This window comes from Lacimicrobium alkaliphilum, from assembly GCF_002591895.1.
Classification (GTDB): Bacteria; Pseudomonadota; Gammaproteobacteria; order Enterobacterales; family Alteromonadaceae; genus Lacimicrobium; species Lacimicrobium alkaliphilum.
Genome location: NZ_NISX01000048.1, coordinates 1 through 359, shown reverse-complemented (window position 1 = coordinate 359; position 359 = coordinate 1). Strand labels below are relative to the sequence as shown.

The following is a 359-nucleotide window of genomic DNA, read 5'->3' as shown; positions in this document are numbered from 1 at the left end:
GGCTGATTCTGGATTCGACGGGATTTGCGAAACCCAAGGTGCATGCCGAGGGGCGGTTGGCCTCGTAAAAAGCCGCAAAAAATAGTCGCAAACGACGAAAACTACGCTTTAGCAGCTTAATAACCTGCTGAGAGCCCTCTCTCCCTAGCCTCCGCTCTTAGGACGGGGATCAAGAGAGGTCAAACCCAAAAGAGATCGCGTGGATGCCCTGCCTGGGGTTGAAGCGTTAAATCTAATCAGGCTAGTTTGTTAGTGGCGTGTCCGTCCGCAGCTGGCAAGCGAATGTAAAGACTGGACTAAGCATGTAGTACCGAGGATGTAGGAATTTCGGACGCGGGTTCAACTCCCGCCAGCTCCAC

The 359-nt window shown here is 53.2% G+C and carries 1 other RNA gene; it reads left to right on the top strand.

From position 1 onward, the window contains the following. Positions 1 to 359, top strand: a transfer-messenger RNA (tmRNA) gene (ssrA, locus tag CDA54_RS19415); the annotation flags it as partial.